This is a genomic window from Streptomyces sp. TRM68416, from assembly GCF_014596915.1.
GTDB lineage: Bacteria > Actinomycetota > Actinomycetes > Streptomycetales > Streptomycetaceae > Streptomyces.
Genome location: NZ_JACVWU010000003.1, coordinates 142,104 through 157,198, shown reverse-complemented (window position 1 = coordinate 157,198; position 15,095 = coordinate 142,104). Strand labels below are relative to the sequence as shown.

Here is a 15,095-nt window from a genome sequence, read left to right as displayed (position 1 = left end):
CACTCATCCGTGACTGTCGTCATGACAGCGCAATAGAGCCGGGCGGTGACCCGGCCGCGTCACAGCCGTCACGGGTCGTCGACACCCGCGTAACGGCGGGATCAGGTGTGCGAGGGCGGGCGTTCGTACGGGTAAGTCGCCCGGTAGCGGGGCCGAAGGTCCCGTACGGTGCCCGACGGACGCCTCTGCCGGGCGGCGCCGTACCATTCATAAGGTTGAAAGCAGGTCAGCCTGCTCATGAACGGACCCGCCGTGCTAGAACGCTCCTCGCCCTCCGCTTCCTGGCGCATCCCGCTGCCGCACACCGCCGCGGCCGTGCCCGTGGCGAGAGCCCTGGTCCGCACGGCACTGGCCGACCTCGAGCACGGGGCCGACAGCGACACCGCCGAGCTGCTGACGGCGGAGCTCGTGGCGAACGCCGTGGAGCACGCGGCGGGCGAGGGCCCGATAGAGCTGGTCGTGGAGCTGCTGCCGAGCGGCTGCCGGGTCGAGGTGCACGATCCGGACCCGCAGCCGCCGGGCGATCTCACCCGGCCGAGCGCCGGTGAACCCGACCCCTGGCAGGAGCACGGGCGCGGCCTGCTGCTGATCCGCGCCCTGAGTTCGTCCTGCGGGCACCGCCCCACCGAGTCCGGCAAGGCGGTGTGGTTCCGGTTGCCGACCGTTCCCCGGCAGTGGCGTCCGGCGTGACGGACGCGTAGACCCGTCAGCGGGCCCGGTCAGGCGAGGGTCGCCACCAGGATGGCCTTGATGGTGTGCATCCGGTTCTCGGCCTCGTCGAAGACGACCGAATGGGCGGACTCGAAGACCTCGTCGGTCACTTCGAGGGAGTCCAGGCCGTGGGAGGCGTGGATCTCCCGGCCGACCTTGGTGCCCAGGTCGTGGAAGGCGGGCAGGCAGTGCAGGAACTTCACATCCGGGTTGCCGGTGGCGCGCAGGACGTCCATGGTCACGGCGTACGGGGCGAGGGCCTTGATCCGCTCGTCCCAGACCTCCTTGGGCTCACCCATGGAGACCCAGACGTCGGTGGCGACGAAGTCGGCGCCGCGGACGCCCTCCGCGACGGTCTCGGTGAGGGTGATCCGGGCACCGCTCACCTCGGCGAGATCCCGGGCGCGGTCGACGATCTCCTCGGCGGGCCAGTAGGCCTTGGGCGCGACGATCCGTACGTCCATGCCGAGCAGGGCCCCGGTGACCAGGTAGGAGTTGCCCATGTTGAAGCGGGCGTCGCCGAGGTAGGCGAAGGCGATCCCGTTCAGGGGCTTGTCGGTGTGCTCGGTCATGGTGAGCACGTCGGCGAGCATCTGGGTGGGGTGCCAGTCGTCGGTGAGCCCGTTGTAGACGGGCACACCGGCGTACGCGGCCAGCTCCTCGACGTCCGCCTGGCTGTCCCCGCGGTACTCGATGGCGTCGAACATCCGCCCGAGGACGCGCGCGGTGTCCTTCACGGACTCCTTGTGCCCGATCTGCGAGCCGGAGGGGTCGAGGTACGTCGTCGAGGCGCCCTGGTCGGCGGCGGCGACCTCGAACGCGCAGCGGGTGCGGGTGGAGGTCTTCTCGAAGATGAGCGCGATGTTCCGGCCCCGCAGGTACTGGGTCTCGGCCCCGGCCTTCTTGGCCGCCTTCAGCTCCGCGGCCAGGGCGATCAGACCGCGGAACTCCTCCTCGGTGAAGTCCAGCTCCTTGAGGAAGTGACGGCCGGCGAGGGCGGTGGGGACAGTCGCCATGGGGCGCTCCAGGAGTGCGGGGACACGTGACCCTGGAAGTCTATACGACTCTCTGTATTTCTATACGGCACCCCGTTCGACCGGGCAGCTCATGCACCGCGGCCCGCCCCTCCCCCGGCCCAGCTCACTGCCCGGGATCTCGATCACCTCGATGCCCTGCTTGCGCAGATGGGTGTTGGTGGTGGCGTTGCGCTCGTAGGCGACGACGACGCCCGGCTCCACGGCGAGCACGTTGCAGCCGTCGTCCCACTGCTCGCGCTCGGCCGCGTGGACGTCCTGGGTCGCGGTCAGCACCCGGATCTCGTTCAGCCCGAGGGCGGCGGCGATCGCGCGGTGCATGTGCTCCGGCGGGTGGTCGGTGACCTTCAGCTCCTTGTCGGCGACGCCCGGCTCGATGGTGTACGAGCGGAGCATGCCGAGGCCGGCGTACTGGGTGAAGATGTCGCCGTCGACCATCGTCATCACCGTGTCGAGGTGCATGAAGGCGCGCCGCTTGGGCATGTCGAGGGCCACGATGGTGCGCGCGGAGCCCGCGGCGAAGAGCTTGTGCGCGAGCATCTCGACGGCCTGCGGGGTGGTTCTCTCGCTCATGCCGATGAGGACGGCGCCGTTGCCGATCACCAGGACGTCCCCGCCCTCGATGGTGGACGGGTAGTCGGCCTGCCCCTCGGACCAGACGTGGAACGTTTCGTCACGGAACAGCGGATGGTGCCGGTAGATCGCCTCGAAGTGCACGGTCTCGCGCTGCCGGGCGGGCCAGCGCATGGCGTTGACGGAGACGCCGCCGTAGATCCAGGCGGAGGTGTCGCGAGTGAAGAGGTGGTTGGGCAGGGGCGCGAGCAGGAAGTCGTCGAGGTCCATGCAGTGGAAGCGCACCGAGACGGGTTCCGGGTGCGCGTCGAGGTACTCGCGCTTGGTCATGCCGCCGACGAGCGCCTCGGCCAGTTCGGCGGCGGTGAACCGCTCGAACGTGGCACGGAGGTGGTCGGTGGCGAGCACCCCGTACTCCTTCTCGTCGAAGACCCGGTCGAGGACGAGCGTGCGGGCCGCCGGGATCGCCAGGGCCTCGGTGAGCAGGTCGCCGAAGAGGTGGACGGCGACGCCCCGGTCGCGCAGGACGTCGGCGAACCCGTCGTGCTCGGCGCGCGCCCGGCGCACCCAGAGCACGTCGTCGAAGAGCAGGGCGTCCTTGTTGCTGGGGGTGAGCCTTTTGAGCTCAAGATCCGGCCGGTGCAGGATGACGCGGCGCAGCCGCCCGGCCTCGGAGTCGACATGGAATCCCATGCCTCCATCCTGACCACCGACGCCCCCGTTCACCCCCTGCTTGACCCTTCTCATTCTCGTCCTCTTGACGATAATCGGATGCGCGGTTATCGTCGCGATGACGAGAAACGCGGAGGGGACACACCCATGGCCGACATCACCCGGCGCCTCGGCTGGCGCCACCTGCGGGGCACGCCCACGGCGCACATCCGGCACCACCGGGGCGGGAAGCTGCTGCACGACGGCCCGGGGCTCAGCTTCTGGTTCCGCGCGCTGACCGCCGCGCTCTCCGAAGTACCGGTCGACGACCGGGAGTTGGCGATGACGTTCCATGCGCGGACGTCGGACTTCCAGGACGTGGCGGTGCAGGCGACGGTCACCTACCGGATCGGCGACCCGGCCGTCGCCGCGGCCCGCCTGGACTTCTCGATCGACCCGGACACCGGATCCTGGCGCGGGGCACCGCTGGAGCAGTTGGCCACCCTGCTGACCGAGACGGCCCAGCAGCACGCGCTGGACGTCCTGGCCCGTACGCCGCTGTCGTCGGCGCTGGTCGACGGGGTGGCGGCGGTACGGGAGCGGATCGCGGCCGGGCTCGGCGGGAGCCGCGGCTGCCCGCGACCGGCATCGAGGTAGTGGCCGTACGCGTCATGGCGCTGCGGCCGGAGCCCGACGTGGAGCGGGCGCTGCGCACCCCGGCGCGCGAGCAGATCCAGCAGGAGGCCGACCGGGCGACGTACGAGCGGCGGGCCGTGGCCGTCGAGCGGGAGCGGGCCATCGCCGAGAACGAACTGGCCAGCCAGATCGAACTGGCCCGCCGCGAGGAGCAGTTGGTGGAGCAGCGCGGCACGAACGCACGCCGGGAGGCCGAGGAGCACGCCGCCGCGGACGCGGTGCGGGCCGAGGCGGAGGCGGCCCGTTCGGTACGGCTGGCCCGGGCCGAGGCGGAGGGCGCGCGGGAGGTGGGCGAGGCCAGGGCGCAGGCCCAGGCCGCCTGGCTGCGGGTGCACGCCGAGGTGGACGCCGCGACGCTGCACGCCCTCACCGGGGCGCGGCTGGCGGAGAACCTGCCGCGGATCGAGAGCGTCACGCTCTCGCCCGACGTGCTCACCGGGCTGCTGGCCAGGCTGGGCACTCAGGAGCGGCCGTGAGCCTCGCCCCGCGGGCCGTCCTCGTCCACCGGACCACGGAGTACGAGGAGTTGGTGGCCCGCCACGGCACCCACGGGCAGGCCGCGTTCTTCCTCTCCTCACGCGGACGGGACATCGAGGAGGTCGCCGAGCGGCACCGCCGGACACGGCGGGCCCTGGCGGAGGTGGCCGCCGCCGTACCGCTGACCTGGCGTCAGGCCCGGGTGGAACGGGCCGACTTGGAACGCTTCCTGTTCGCGCCGGAGGACGTGGTGGTCGTCGTCGGCCAGGACGGGCTGGTGGCGAACGTCGCCAAGTACCTCGCGGGGCAGCCGGTGATCGGCATCGACACCGACCCCGGCCGCAACCCCGGTGTTCTGGTACGGCACCGGCCCGCGGACGCGGCCAAGCTGCTGCCGTCCGCTGCGACGGCCCGTGCGGACGCGCTGACGATGGTCGAGGCCGTCGCCGACGACACCCAGCGCCTCGTCGCGCTGAACGAGATCTACCTGGGCGCGGCCGGGCACCGCACGGCCAGGTACCGCCTGGGCCTCGACGGCGACGGGGGTGCCGCCGAGGCCCAGGCCTCCTCCGGGGTGCTGGTCGGCACCGGGACGGGGGCCACGGGCTGGCTCCGCTCGCTCTGGCAGGAACGGGGGTCGGCCCAGCGGCTGCCCGGCCCCACCGAGGAACGGCTCCTGTGGTTCGTGCGCGAGGCCTGGCCGTCCCCGGCGACCGGGACGACGCTGGTCGCCGGGGAGCTGTCGCGGCAGTCCCGACTGACGGTCACCGTCGAGTCCGAACGGCTGATCGCCTTCGGGGACGGCGTGGAGACCGACGCGGTGGAACTGACCTGGGGGCAGACCGTGCGGCTGGGGGTGTGCGGGGAGCGGCTGCGGCTGGTGGGGTGAACGGGATCGGCATGCCCGTCCGCTGCGGCTCGCCGCGCACGAGCCGGGCCGTCGGCCGTCGGCCGTCCGCGGGACCGTGGTGGCGGGTCGCCGCGGGGCTGTTGGGGCGGGTGACCGCAGCGCCGTTGGGGCGGGTCGCCGCGGGGCCGTTGGAGCGGGTCGCGCAGTTCCCCGCGCCCCTGCGGGGCGCTGCCGTTGCGTTACGGCACGTACTCCCCGGCCCTGAGCGTCCGGAAGGACGCCAGGACCGAGGAGTACGGTGCGTCACAGCCGCGGGTCCACCGGCTCCGACTCCAGGGCCAGGACCCCGAACACCGCCTCGTGGATCCGCCACAGCGGCTCACCCTCGGCCAGCCGGTCCAGGGCTTCCAGGCCGAGCGCGTACTCGCGGATCGCGAGGGAGCGCTTGTGGTTGAGGAAGCGCTGGCGGAGGCGGGCGAGGTTGTCCGGGCGGGTGTACTCCGGGCCGTAGATGATCCGGAGGTACTCGCGGCCGCGGCACTTGATGCCGGGCTGGACAAGGCGGCCCTCGGTACCGCGCACCACCGCGCCCAGCGGCTTGACGACCATGCCCTCGCCGCCGCGGCCCGTCATCTCCAGCCACCAGTCGACACCGGCCCGGACCGACTCGGGGTCGGCGGTGTCGACGTACAGCCGGCGGGTGGTCTGGAGCAGGCCGGTGCCGTCGTGCTCCACCAACCGGTCGAGCAGGGCGAGCTGCTCGTCGTGCGGCAGGGCGGCCAGGCTGCGGCCCTGGACGGCGAGGATCTGGAACGGTGCCAGGCGGACGCCGTCCAGGCCGTCGGTGGTCCAGCAGTAGCGGCGGTACGCCTCGGTGAACGCGGCCGCGTCGGCGGCTCGGGAACGCTGCCGGTCGAGCAGCTCGCCCACCTCGACCCCGCGCGCCGCCGCACCCTCCAGCGCGGCCAGCGCACCCGGGAACGCCGCCCCGGACGCGGCGCCGACCGCCGCGTACTGCGAGCGCAGCAGGCCGGACGCCTTCAGCGACCACGGCATCAGCTCGGCGTCCAACAGCAGCCAGTCCGTGTCGAGTTCGTCCCACAGACCGGACTCGCCGATCGCCGTGCGCAGCCGGTCGAGGATCGTCTCCGTCACCGACGCGTCGTCGAAGAAGGGGCGTCCGGTGCGGGTGTAGAGGGAGCCTGTAGGGCCGTCCACACCGAAGCGCCTGCTCGCCGCCTCCGCGTCGCGGCACACCAGCGCCACTGCCCGCGAGCCCATGTGCTTCTCCTCGCACACGACCCGCGCGACACCGTCGTCCTTGTACTGTGCGAAGGCCTCGGCCGGGTGCTCCAGGTAGCCCTCGACGTGCGAGGTCGCCGTCGGGGCCATCGTCGGCGGGAGGTACGGCAGCAGCCGCGGGTCCACGGCGAACCGGCTCATGACCTCCAGGGCCGCGGCGGCGTTCTCCTCGCGCACCGAGACACGCCCCGCGTGCCGCGTCTCCACCACACGCCGCCCGTGCACGTCCGCCAGGTCCAGCGGCCGCCCGTCCTGCCCGCCCGGCGCCTCGGTGCGCAGCGGCTTGGCGGGCTCGTACCAGACCCGCTCGGCCGGTACGTCGACCAGCTCGCGCTCCGGCCAGCGCAGCGCGGTGAGCCTGCCGCCGAAGACGGCGCCGGTGTCCAGGCAGATGGTGTTGTTCAGCCAGGTGGCCTCCGGTACCGGAGTGTGGCCGTAGACCACGGCGGCCCGGCCCCGGTAGTCCTCGGCCCACGGGTAGCGCACCGGCAGCCCGAACTCGTCGGTCTCCCCGGTGGTGTCGCCGTACAGCGCGTGCGAGCGGACCCGGCCGGAGGTGCGGCCGTGGTACTTCTCCGGCAGTCCGGCGTGGCAGACCACCAGCCGCCCGCCGTCGAGGACGTAGTGGCTGACGAGCCCGTCGATGAACTCACGTACCTCGGCGAGGAACTCCTCGCTCTCGCCCGCCATCTGCTCGACGGTCTCGGCGAGGCCGTGCGTCTGCTGGACCTTGCGGCCCTTGAGGTAACGGCCGTACTTGTTCTCGTGGTTGCCCGGCACGCACAGCGCGTTGCCCGACTTCACCATCGACATCACGCGGCGCAGCACGCCGGGGCTGTCCGGGCCGCGGTCGACGAGGTCGCCGACGAAGACGGCGGTGCGGCCCTCCGGGTGCACGCCGTCGACGTAGCCCAACTTGCCGAGCAGGGACTCCAGTTCGGAGGCGCAGCCGTGGATGTCGCCGATGATGTCGAAGGGGCCGGTGAGGTGGGTCAGGTCGTTGAACCGCTTCTCGGTGACGACGGTGGCCTGCTCGATCTCCTCGACACCGCGCAGGACGTGCACCTTGCGGAAGCCCTCGCGCTCCAAGTGGCGCAGAGAGCGGCGGAGTTCGCGGGTGTGGCGCTGGATGACCCGCCTCGGCATGTCGGCCCGGTCGGTGCGGCCCGCGTTGCGCTCGGCGCACACCTGCTCCGGCACGTCCAGGACGACGGCGATCGGCAGCACGTCGTACCGCCTCGCCAGGTCGATCAGCTGACGCCGGGCGTCCTGCTGCACGTTGGTGGCGTCGACGACCGTGCGGCGGCCGGCCGCGAGCCGCTTGCCCGCGATGTAGTGCAGGACGTCGAAGGCGTCCCGGCTGGCGCTCTGGTCGTTCTCGTCGTCCGCGACCAGGCCGCGGCAGAAGTCGGAGGAGATCACCTCGGTCGGCTTGAAGTGCCGTCGGGCGAAGGTGGACTTGCCGGAGCCGGAGGCGCCGACGAGCACGACGAGGGAGAGGTCGGTGACGGGCAGGGTGCGCCCCTTGGTCTCGGTCATGCGGCCTTCTCCTCCTTCTTGTCGTTGGCCTGCTTGTCGTTCTTGTCGCCGGCCTGCTTGTCGTTGTCGGCGCGCTTGAACACGGCCATCTGGGTGGGCGGTCCGACCTCGGGGTCGTCCGGCCCGACGGGCACGAACTCCACCTCGTAGCCGTGCCGTTCGGCCACCGCGTCCGCCCAGGTGCGGAACTCCGCGCGGGTCCACTCGAAGCGGTGATCGCCGTGCCGGACGTGTCCGGCCGGGAGGGACTCCCAGCGGACGTTGTACTCGACGTTCGGGGTGGTCACGAGGACGGTCCTCGGGCGGGCCGAGCCGAACACCGCGTACTCCAGGGCGGGCAGCCGGGGCAGGTCGACGTGCTCGATCACCTCGCTGAGCACGGCGGCGTCGTAGCCCTTGAGCCGGTTGTCGGTGTAGGCCAGGGAGCCCTGGAGGAGCTTCACGCGGGACGCCTGCCGCTCCCCCATCCGGTCCAGCTTCAGCCGGCGCCCGGCGATGGTCAGCGCGCGCACGGACACGTCGACGCCGACGATCTCGGTGAACACCGGGTCCTTGAGCAGGGCCTGCACCAACTGGCCCTGGCCGCAGCCGAGATCGAGGACGCGGGCGGCCCCGGCCTGCTGGAGCGCGGCGAGGATCGCGTCCCGGCGCTGCACGGCCAGCGGCGTGGGCCGCTCCTCCTCCTCGGACTCCGCCTCGACCGCGTTGTCGATGGCCTCGACCTCGCTGTCGTCGGCCTCGGCGAGCCGCACCAGCTCCAGCCGCTCCATCGCCTGCCGGGTCAGCGACCAGCGGCGCGACAGATAGCGGCTGGTGATCAGCTTCTGCTCGGGGTGCACCGGCAGCCAGCCCGCACCGGCGCGCAGCAGCTTCTCGACCTCGTCGGGGGCGACCCAGTAGTGCTTGGCGTCGTCGAGGACCGGCAGCAGGACGTACAGGTGGCGCAGCGCCTCGGCGAGGGTCAGCGCCTCGGACTCCAGGACGAGACCGACGTAGCGCGACTCGCCCCACTCGGGGAACTCGGCGTCCAGCGGCACCGGTTCGACGGTCACCGTCCAGCCGAGCGGCTCGAAGAGGCGGCGTACCAGGTCGGGACCGCCGCGGGCGGGCAGCGCGGGCACCTCGACGCGCAGCGGGCGCGGCTCGGCCGGGAGGTCCGGCTTCGCCGTGCAGGTGCCCTTCATCGCGCTGGAGAACACCGCGCTGAGCGCGACCGCGAGCAGCGAGGAGGCGGCGTACGGGCGGTCGTTGACGTACTGCGCGAGCGCCGCGTCGGGGGCGCCGCCGCGGCCCTTGCCCTTGCCGCGCCGGACCAGTGCCACCGCGTCGACCTCCAGCAGCAGCGCTGCCGTGCAGCGCTCGGCGTCCGCCTCGGGGTAGAGGACGTGGGCCTTGCCGTAGGAGGTGGAGAACGCCTGGGATTTCTCGGGATGCTTGTGGAGCAGGTAGCCGAGATCGGTCGCCGGGCGGTCCGGGGTTCCGGTGGTGGTGATGGTCAGGAACACGGTGGGTGTCCTCGAAGTAGTGGTCTGAACTGCGGATATGCACACCGTACAGACCGGTCATCGAGAGCATCCGGGAATTTTCGGCCCGGCCGGGGCGGGCCGCGCCGCACGGCACGGCCCGCCGCCGTCCTACGAGAGCTACGACAGCTGGGACTGCACCTGGGAGGAGATCAGTTCCAGGTGGTCCAGGTCGGACAGGTCGAGGAGCTGGAGGTAGATCCGGCGGGCGCCGATCGCGGCGTACCGGCCGATCTTGTCGACCACCTCGGCCGGGGAGCCGGCCAGGCCGTTGGCCTTGAGTTCGTCGACCTCGCGGCCGATCGCGGCGGCGCGGCGGGCGACCTCCTGATCGTTCTTGCCGACGCAGACGACGAGGGCGTTGGAGAGGGTGATGTCGTCCGCCGTGCGGCCGGCCGCCTCGGCGGCGGCACGCACCCGGCCGAACTGCCGCTCGCTGTCCTCGACCGAGGCGAACGGCATGTTGAACTCGTCGGCGTACTGTGCGGCGAGCCGGGGCGTACGGGTCGGGCCGTGGCCGCCGATGAGCACCGGGATCTTCGCCTGCGCGGGCTTGGGCAGCGCGGGCGACTCGGTGAGGTCGTAGTGGGCGCCGTGGAAGTCGAAGGTCTTGCCGACCTCCGTCGCCCACAGGCCGGTGACGATCGCGAGCTGTTCTTCCAGGCGGGCGAACTTCTCCTTCGGGAAGGGGATGCCGTAGGCCTTGTGCTCCTCCTCGAACCAGCCCGCGCCCAGGCCCAGTTCGACGCGGCCGCCGGACATCTGGTCGACCTGCGCGACCTGGATGGCGAGCACGCCGGGGAGCCGGAAGGTGCCGGCGGTCATCAGGGTGCCGAGGCGGATGCGCTTGGTCTCGCGGGCGAGTCCGGCGAGGGTGATCCAGGCGTCCGTGGGGCCGGGGAGACCGTCGGCGGAGCCCATGCTGAGGTAGTGGTCCGAGCGGAAGAAGGCGTCGAAGCCGAGATCTTCCGTGGCTTTCGCCACGGTGAGCAAGGTGTCGTAGGTGGCCCCCTGCTGGGGCTCGGTGAAGATGCGGAGATCCATGCCTCCATCCTGCACGGTCGGGTGGTGGTCAACCCCGGCGGTCCCTCCGGCCCCACTCCGCCCCGGTCGGGTGAAAATCCGTCCGCCGTGCGCCCGGGGCGGGTGCGCGCCAGTGACCCGGCCCGGTGATGATCGTTGGCTCGGGCGGAGCCGGACCGCCCGGCGCCCGCGCCGGCTGATCGTCGCCGGCGCGACACCCGCGTCGGCCCTGCTGGGGCCGGGGGCCGAGGAGGCCGTCATGTCCGAAGAATCCGTGCCGCAGCAGGGCGGGGCCGGTGACGCCGAGGGCGCCACCGGCCGCCCCAAGGGACTGCTGCAGCAGATGGAGGAGCTGATGGCGGCGCTGAACGCGGACCTGTCCGCGTTGGACGCGGACCTGCAGTCCGCGGGGAGCGGTGGCGCGGGCGCGGGCGAGCCGGCGCGCGCGACGGTGGTGGAGGGGGGCGACCGCAGCGCGTAAGGCGCCGCTTCGGCGGAAGGGCCGTGGCGCGCTGCGGCGGCAGGACCGCCAGGGGCCGCGGCACGCTCCGGCGGAAGGCCGGGAGGGGCGTCGGCTGCCTGTGCCGTGGGGGCGGGCCGGTCGTGCCGCCCCGGCACCTCCGGAAGCCATGCCCATCGAAGTGCGTCCGGCCACCGTCTTCGAGGACGTCCGCGCGGTGATCGGACCGAAGTCGCCCACCGCGAGCGTCTGCTGGTGCCTGAGCTACCGGATCCCCTCGAAGCTCAACAACGAGCTGCGCGGGCCTGCCCGCGGCGAGTACGTGGCCGGGCTGTGCCGTGCCGAGCCCCCGCCGGGGGTGCTCGCGTACGACGGTGACGAGCCGGTCGGCTGGGCCGCCGTGGCTCCGCGCGCGGAGACCTCCTTCGCCCGCAACCGCAAGATCCCGCACGTCGACGACCTGCCGGTGTGGTCCCTGTGGTGCGTCCGCGTCCGCCCCGGCCACTGCGGGCAGGGCATCTCCCACGCCCTCGTCGCGGGCGCCGTCGACTTCGCCCGCGCCCACGGGGCCCCGGCGGTCGAGGCCTACCCCCTCGACAACGGCGACGCCCGGGTCGACCTGACCATGGCCTATCCCGGCCTCCGCAAGAACTTCGAACGCGCCGGCTTCACCCACGCCGCGGACACGACCTCGGTGCTGTCCGGGCATCCCCGCGTGCTGATGCGCCTCGATCTGCGCTGAGCGCGGGCGAGACAGTCGTCACAAGCCCTGTCGAGTGTGCTGGCCCGCTTCGATGGTTAGCTTTCGAAGATCGTGATGTGTGAGCGACCAACGGGGGTGGCGTGGTGGACGGGACAGGACCGCACGGCGGGCGCGGTGAGCGCGGCGAGTGGGGCCAGTGGGGGTACCGGGGCGGCCAGAGCGACGGGGGCGACGGGGGCGACGGGGGCGACGGGGGCGACGACGGGCCGGTACGACCCGAGGACATCCAGGTCTACACCTCCCTGCTCCCGCGGCTCCCGGGACCGGCCGACGACGTGCCACCTGAGTCCCTGCGACGGCTGGTGGCGTACGGGCTGCTCTACCGCGACAACGATGGCAACGGCGGCGACCGCGCGGGCGGTGCCGATGGTTCCGGCAGTGCCGACGGCGCCACCTACCTGCCCGTGAACCCCGGCCTCGTCTGCGGCCGGCGGGCCCGCGCGATCCTCGGCGAGGCGCAGGAGGCGCTGGACCGGCTGGTGCGCAGCCAGGAGACGCTGGCCCCGGCGGTGGAGGCGTACCGGCACTACCGGGACCTGGGCGACTACGAGGTCCACTCGGGCCTCTCCCGGATCAACGCGGCGATCGAGCTGGCCACCCGCGAGTGCCACGAGGAGATCCTCACCTCGCAGCCGGGCGGCCCGCGCTCCGCGGAGGTGCTCGCCTCGTCCCTGCCGCCCACGCTCGCGATGCTCGCCCGCGGCGCCCGGATGAAGACGATCTACCAGCACAACGCGCGCACCAGCGCCGCCACCCGGGCGTATGTGCGGACCGTGGAGGAACACGGGGCCGAAGTACGCACCCTGGACGAGAACTTCGACCGGCTGATCATCTTCGACCGCAAGGTCGCCTTCATCCCGTCGGCCGCCGACCGCACGGTGGCCGTGGAGATCCGTATCCCGGCGGTGGTCTCCTTCCTCGTGGGCTCCTTCGAGCGGTCGTGGATGCGGGCCGTCCCGTTCACCCCGCCGGGCCGGGACAAGGTGACCGCCCGGATCACCGACGAACTGGAGCTGGCGGTCCTGCGGCACGTGGTGGCCGGGGACAAGGACGCCGTGACCGCGCAGCAGCTGGGGATCAGCGTGCGGCGCTGCCAGGAGTACATCGCCCGGCTGTCGGCCCGGTTCGGCAGCCGCAGCCGGGCCCAGCTGGGCTATCTGATCGCCAAGTCCGGGGTCCTGGAGGGGTCCGGGCAGGGCGAGGAGGCCTCCGGGGCCGTCCCGGAACCGGTTCAGGTACCGCGGCTGTCGGCGCTGTCCTCCGCCTCGGCCTCCGACTGACCGGGCCGGCCCCGGCCCGCCCCGCCGCCCGGCGCACTCGGGTCCGCCCCGCCCCGCGCGGTCTTCGCGCGGGCCCGGTCCCGCACCGCGTACGCCGCGTACACCGCGACCACCGCGGCGCCCAGGGCCAGGCATCCCGCCCACAGCGTGTCACCGCCGTACCCGTCGCGGACCGCCATGCCGAGCGGGGCGCCCACTACCAGGCCCAGGTTCCACACGAACTGGTAGGCGCCCTGGTAGGAGCCCGCGCGGCCCGGCGGCGCGTGCCGCACCAGGAACGCCGAGGCCTGCGGCACCAGCAGGATCTCGCCGAGGGTCCACACGGTGAGGGCCGTGCCGTACGACCACGCGCTCCCGGCGACCGCGTTGGCGCCGAAGCCGACGGCGACCAGCAGCCCGGCGAGCACGAACTGGGTGTCCATGCCGAGCCGTTCGGCCGCCCGGGAGACGAACGGCTGGAGCACGATGATCAGCAGGCCGTTGAGGGAGGCGACCAGACCGTAGACGTGCGGAGCCAGCCCGTGCGCGGCCATGTCCAGGGGCAGCGTCGACTGCTTCTGGAGGTAGATCAGCGCGAGGCAGAACGACAGCACCAGGAAGCGGGCGACCGGACCGGAGCGGAACGGCGCGAGCAGGCCGGGCCCCGGCGACCGGGCCGGCCGGGCCTCCTCGGCGGCGTCACCGGCGAGCCCCGGCAGCCGCAGCGCCACCGCGCCGTAGCACACGGCCGTCACCATGTTGAGGACGATCAGCCAGCGCGGATCCCACCCCAGCAGCACGCCGGAGACCGCGGGCGACACCGCGGCGCCGATGTTCGACGCCCAGTAGAGCAGCCCGAACGCCCGCACGTGGACGCCCTCGGGCAGCTCCCGGGAGACCACCACCGCCCCGGCCGGCTTGTGCAGCGTGGACGCGCAGCCGGACAGCAGCACGACCCCGGCCAGCACGCCCGCCCGCTGGGTGCACACCAGGCAGACGGACGCGGCCAGCGACACCGCCTGCGAGACCAGCACCGCCGCCCGCGGCCCGACCCGGTCGGCCAGCGCCCCGCCGGCCAGCGCCCCCACCACCGACCCGGCGCCCCACAGCCCGACCAGGACGCCGATGGCCCCCGTGGACAGACCGGTCTCGGCGGCCAGGAACAGGGACAGGAAGGCGGGGACGAGGATGCCCAGCCGGTTGAGCAGCGTGCCGGCGAACAGCAGCCAGAACACCGGCGGCAGCGGCCGCCGTTCGCCGGTCACCCGCCGCGCGGACGGGCCTCGCACGGCCGTCATGCCGATTCCAGCTCCTGCCACACGGCCTGGTCCTGGAGCGCGAAGACGTCCTTCACCGGGGCGATGCGCTCCTCCAGGCCGGTGGTGTCGCCCCGGTCCAGGATCGTCGTGTACGTCTCGCGCAGGGCGCTGATGGTGGCGCGCAGCCCCTGGTTGGCGTAGATGACCGTCGACACCCCGGCCTTGACGACGTCGTCGATGTGCCAGTCGGGGTAGGTCGTCGGGACGACCACCACGGGGGCGCGGTCGCCCCACTCGGCGAGGAACGCCAGCACCTGCTCGTTGGTCGGCTTCTTGGAGTGCACGAGCACGCCGTCGGCGCCCGCGTCGACGTAGGCGTGGCAGCGCTCCAGGGCGACGTCGACGCCGAGTCCGTCGATCAGCGCCTCGGTGCGGGCGATGACGAAGAAGTCCCCGGTGCGCTGGGCCTGTTTGGCGACGCGCAGCTTGGCGGCGAACGTGTCGGTGGGCAGCAGGGTGTGGTCGGTGGCGATGAAGCTGTTCATCTTGGGGAACTGCTTGTCCTCCATCGCCACGGCGGTGATGCCCGCCGCCTCGTACTCGTGGACCATGTGGGCCACGTTCAGGTTGTTGCCGTAGCCGGTGTCGACGTCGGCGACGACCGGGATGCCGAGCGCCTTCTGGATGTTGGCGGCGGCCTCCAGGTACTCGGTCATGGTCAGCACGCTGGCGTCGGGCAGGCAGCGGGCGGCCGACACCTCCAGGCTGGACGACCATACGGCGTCGAAGCCGGCGGCCTCGGCGAGCCGGCCGCCGAGCGCGTCGTGCGCGCCGACGACCCGTACCGCGCTCCCGGCGGCACGGCGGGCGGCGAGGACCGACCGGAAGGACGGGTGGGAGAAGGGCTTGAGCATGGCGGTGCTCCTCACAAACTGGCGGATGAACAGTGGGGTCGGTCAGCCGACGGTGGCCGTC

At 72.7% G+C, this 15,095-nt stretch carries 12 protein-coding genes and 1 pseudogene; 6 read left to right on the top strand and 7 right to left on the bottom strand.

What is annotated here, in order from left to right:
* Positions 1 to 237 precede the first annotated feature (237 nt).
* Complete coding sequence (locus ICC28_RS06130; RefSeq protein WP_188287374.1) at positions 238 to 690, top strand: ATP-binding protein; 453 nt, start codon at positions 238 to 240, stop codon at positions 688 to 690.
* Between the two features lie 29 nt (positions 691 to 719).
* Here the strand turns inward: ICC28_RS06130 and argF are convergent, their stop codons facing one another.
* A complete protein-coding gene (gene argF, locus ICC28_RS06125) occupies positions 720 to 1,727 on the bottom strand; it encodes an ornithine carbamoyltransferase (RefSeq protein WP_188287373.1) in 1,008 nt (335 codons plus the stop codon).
* 60 nt (positions 1,728 to 1,787) lie between these two features.
* Positions 1,788 to 3,011, bottom strand: a complete 1,224-nt coding sequence (locus ICC28_RS06120) for an arginine deiminase (protein WP_188287372.1) — start codon at positions 3,009 to 3,011, stop codon at positions 1,788 to 1,790.
* Positions 3,012 to 3,137: 126 nt separating this feature from the next.
* Between ICC28_RS06120 and ICC28_RS06115 the strand changes: the two are divergent.
* A pseudogene (locus tag ICC28_RS06115) lies at positions 3,138 to 4,141 on the top strand (SPFH domain-containing protein).
* A complete protein-coding gene (locus ICC28_RS06110) occupies positions 4,138 to 5,031 on the top strand; it encodes an NAD(+)/NADH kinase (protein ID WP_188287371.1) in 894 nt (297 codons plus the stop codon). The pseudogene ICC28_RS06115 and the gene ICC28_RS06110 overlap by 4 nt, the downstream one beginning before the upstream one ends.
* A gap of 264 nt (positions 5,032 to 5,295) precedes the next feature.
* Here the strand turns inward: ICC28_RS06110 and ICC28_RS06105 are convergent, their stop codons facing one another.
* From ICC28_RS06105 to ICC28_RS06095, 3 genes are all read right to left on the bottom strand, one after another.
* Positions 5,296 to 7,833: a polynucleotide kinase-phosphatase gene (locus tag ICC28_RS06105; protein WP_188287370.1), complete on the bottom strand. Its 2,538-nt coding sequence runs from the start codon at positions 7,831 to 7,833 to the stop codon at positions 5,296 to 5,298.
* Positions 7,830 to 9,338, bottom strand: a complete 1,509-nt coding sequence (locus ICC28_RS06100; RefSeq protein ID WP_188287369.1) for a 3' terminal RNA ribose 2'-O-methyltransferase Hen1 — start codon at positions 9,336 to 9,338, stop codon at positions 7,830 to 7,832. Before ICC28_RS06100 ends, ICC28_RS06105 begins: the two co-directional genes overlap by 4 nt.
* A 138-nt stretch (positions 9,339 to 9,476) precedes the next feature.
* The gene (locus tag ICC28_RS06095; RefSeq protein ID WP_188287368.1) at positions 9,477 to 10,400 is read right to left on the bottom strand and encodes an LLM class F420-dependent oxidoreductase; all 924 of its coding nucleotides are present in this window, start codon (positions 10,398 to 10,400) and stop codon (positions 9,477 to 9,479) included.
* A gap of 238 nt (positions 10,401 to 10,638) precedes the next feature.
* Between ICC28_RS06095 and ICC28_RS06090 the strand changes: the two genes are divergently transcribed.
* The 3 genes from ICC28_RS06090 to ICC28_RS06080 all read left to right on the top strand — a co-directional run bounded on the left by ICC28_RS06090 (position 10,639) and on the right by ICC28_RS06080 (position 12,882).
* A complete protein-coding gene (locus ICC28_RS06090) occupies positions 10,639 to 10,860 on the top strand; it encodes a hypothetical protein (RefSeq protein WP_188287367.1) in 222 nt (73 codons plus the stop codon).
* Positions 10,861 to 11,008: 148 nt separating this feature from the next.
* Positions 11,009 to 11,581 (top strand): GNAT family N-acetyltransferase, encoded by a 573-nt coding sequence (locus ICC28_RS06085; protein WP_188287366.1) that lies wholly within the window; start codon positions 11,009 to 11,011, stop codon positions 11,579 to 11,581.
* A gap of 104 nt (positions 11,582 to 11,685) precedes the next feature.
* Positions 11,686 to 12,882, top strand: coding sequence for a LuxR family transcriptional regulator (locus ICC28_RS06080; protein ID WP_188287365.1), 1,197 nt, complete (start codon positions 11,686 to 11,688; stop codon positions 12,880 to 12,882).
* Here ICC28_RS06080 and ICC28_RS06075 read toward each other — a convergent pair.
* The gene (locus ICC28_RS06075) at positions 12,834 to 14,159 is read right to left on the bottom strand and encodes an MFS transporter (protein WP_188287364.1); all 1,326 of its coding nucleotides are present in this window, start codon (positions 14,157 to 14,159) and stop codon (positions 12,834 to 12,836) included. The two genes, ICC28_RS06080 and ICC28_RS06075, sit on opposite strands and share 49 nt — an antisense overlap.
* Entirely contained in the window at positions 14,156 to 15,034 is an 879-nt protein-coding gene (locus tag ICC28_RS06070; RefSeq protein ID WP_188287363.1) for an isocitrate lyase/phosphoenolpyruvate mutase family protein, read from the bottom strand. The genes ICC28_RS06075 and ICC28_RS06070 overlap by 4 nt, the downstream gene beginning before the upstream one ends.
* Positions 15,035 to 15,095: the final 61 nt, after the last annotated feature.